General features: G+C 40.1%; 5 protein-coding genes. 3 read left to right on the top strand and 2 right to left on the bottom strand.

What is annotated here, in order from left to right:
* Positions 1–186 (top strand): helix-turn-helix transcriptional regulator (locus AB5642_RS20205; RefSeq protein WP_195456794.1); only part of this gene is annotated, 186 nt, incomplete at its 5' end.
* A 57-nt stretch (positions 187–243) separates the two neighbouring features.
* On the opposite strand, the gene AB5642_RS20200 is transcribed toward AB5642_RS20205, so the two are convergent.
* Together AB5642_RS20200 and AB5642_RS20195 are read right to left on the bottom strand one after the other, a co-directional pair.
* On the bottom strand, positions 244–678 hold the full coding sequence (locus tag AB5642_RS20200; protein ID WP_117649061.1) for a flavodoxin family protein: 435 nt from the start codon (positions 676–678) through the stop codon (positions 244–246).
* Complete coding sequence (locus AB5642_RS20195; RefSeq protein ID WP_117539102.1) at positions 675–1,049, bottom strand: MmcQ/YjbR family DNA-binding protein; 375 nt, start codon at positions 1,047–1,049, stop codon at positions 675–677. The genes AB5642_RS20200 and AB5642_RS20195 overlap by 4 nt, the downstream gene beginning before the upstream one ends.
* Before the next feature lie 249 nt (positions 1,050–1,298).
* Between AB5642_RS20195 and AB5642_RS20190 the strand changes: the two genes are divergently transcribed.
* Positions 1,299–1,622 (top strand): MobC family plasmid mobilization relaxosome protein, encoded by a 324-nt coding sequence (locus AB5642_RS20190; RefSeq protein ID WP_012744273.1) that lies wholly within the window; start codon positions 1,299–1,301, stop codon positions 1,620–1,622.
* The coding region (locus AB5642_RS20185; protein ID WP_368371958.1) for a relaxase/mobilization nuclease domain-containing protein at positions 1,589–1,986 on the top strand (398 nt) is incomplete at its 3' end. The genes AB5642_RS20190 and AB5642_RS20185, both read left to right, overlap by 34 nt.

Below are 1,986 nucleotides of genomic sequence, written 5' to 3'. Positions count from 1 at the left end.
ACACTAAAAGATATTCGTGAAGAACGGAATCTCATTCAAGCAGATTTGGCTGAAGCCATAGGTTCCTGCAGCCAGACGATAGGCCGCATCGAACGTGGAGAACGTAATCCCTCTCTTGAGATTGCAATCCGGCTGGCACATTACCTGAAAGTGCCTGTAGAAGATATTTTTCAAGTTGAAGACTGAAGCACAACATCCAGAAAACCGAGGAGTAAAATCCCCGGTTTTCCTTTTGCTCAAAAATCAGTGTATTCCTTTTACGAAGTCCGCTGCATTTTTCATATCTTCTTCATTCGGATGGCCTTTAGCAATACCTCCAACCAGTTTAAATGGTCCGAATGTGTCATACCCTTTACAGCCAAATTTTCCAACCACACTGGCATGTTTTTTATCCAAAATCTGCTCTATGGATTTATAATTCGCACTCCCACCATAAGTACAGATCAGAAATATCTTTTTGTCGTCCGGTAGATTCTTCTCTGCAAATTCCAATATCGACTGATGAAACTTTGAAAAATAGATTCCTGATGCAAACCCAATCATATCATAACTGCTCAGATCTGCATCTGGCTGTTTCACAGCATCAATCAAATCCATCTGACATTCTTCTGCAATCCTCTTTACTAATTTTTCTGTATTTCCATGATGCACAGATGCGTATACTATCGCTGTTCTCATTTTTCTTCCTTTCTGTCTGCTCCGTCAATCAGGTCATAGCTCATATCCAAAAAGTCCAATGTCTTCGCTTCACTGACTGAACCATCCAGTAAAATCGTGATCCAGTGCTGTTTATTCATATGGTATCCTGGTAAAAATCCATAAGTCTGAATAATCATGCTGGTCATTTCTGGATCGCACTTTACGTCCATGATGGCAACCAGATCATTTCCCTCTAATCCCAATTTCGATTTCTCAACTGTCATGAATACTGCATACCATTTTCCATTTTTATGACGAAGTACAACACTGTCTGGAGATTTACTCCATAAATATTCTGGAACTGTACCGTACTGTTTCTGCACGTATTCAAAGATTTCTTCCGTCTTCACAATCTTTTCAACTCCTGATTCTTCTGATATCCTGCCCATAATCATACCACATTTTCGTATCCCGTACTACCTGCCAAATTCTTTTGCATTTTCCCGGTTCTCCTGACTTTAACTAATAGAGGGGTAAAACAGCAAGGACAGGAAGTGAGGATACACTTCCGGAAAATCCCAATTTAGGGTACCCTGCCCTGAATTGAAAAACGCTGAAAGCAACGATACTACTGCCCTCTCAGAAAGGAGAAACTGCTAATGGCTGAAAGAAAAAGAAACAAAGAAATTCATTTTTATGTCACAGAAGAAGAACGAAAGCTAATCCGCAGGAAGATGATAGAATCAAAAACCAAGAACATGGGAGCTTATCTGCGTAAGATGGCAATCGACGGCTACATCGTCAACACAGATACAACTCCTCTGAAGAAACAGTATGAGGAAATGCACAAGATTGGCATAAATATCAACCAGATTGCAAAAAAGGTAAATACCACCGGAGATCTATATCCGGAAGAAATGCAAGAATTGAAAGAGATGGTGAAAGAACTATGGCATATATTAAGATCTTCCCCATTAAAGTAACAGACAAGAAAGCTCTGGACTATATCACGAATCCAGACAAGACTGATGAAAAACTGCTGGTTTCCAGTTTTGGCTGTTCCCCGGAAACTGCTGATCTCGAATTTTCCATGACTAGAGAAATGGCAAAAAAGAATGGAATGGACAAAGGTGATAACCTGGCATTTCATCTGATCCAGTCATTTAAACCTGGAGAAGTTGATGCCGAAACTGCCCATCGCTTAGGACAGCAATTTGCAGCCGAAGTACTGAAAGGAAAATATGAATACGTGATCAGTACCCATGTTGATAAAAAGCACATTCATAACCATATCATCTTCAACGCTGCAAGCTTTGTTGATCATCACAAGTATGTTTCCAATAAGCG

This window comes from Ruminococcus sp. 1001136sp1_2201st1_G3_2201SCRN_220225 (assembly GCF_040924365.1).
Classification (GTDB): Bacteria; Bacillota; Clostridia; order Lachnospirales; family Lachnospiraceae; genus Blautia_A; species Blautia_A faecis.
The sequence above is the reverse complement of the archived record's forward strand: the minus strand, read 5'-3'. Positions and strand labels throughout refer to the sequence as shown.

Coding starts and splice junctions, on each gene's coding strand:
- AB5642_RS20200 (WP_117649061.1), bottom strand. CDS start 678: ATGAGAACAGCGATAGTATACGCATCTGTGCATCATGGAAATACAGAA.
- AB5642_RS20190 (WP_012744273.1), top strand. CDS start 1,299: ATGGCTGAAAGAAAAAGAAACAAAGAAATTCATTTTTATGTCACAGAA.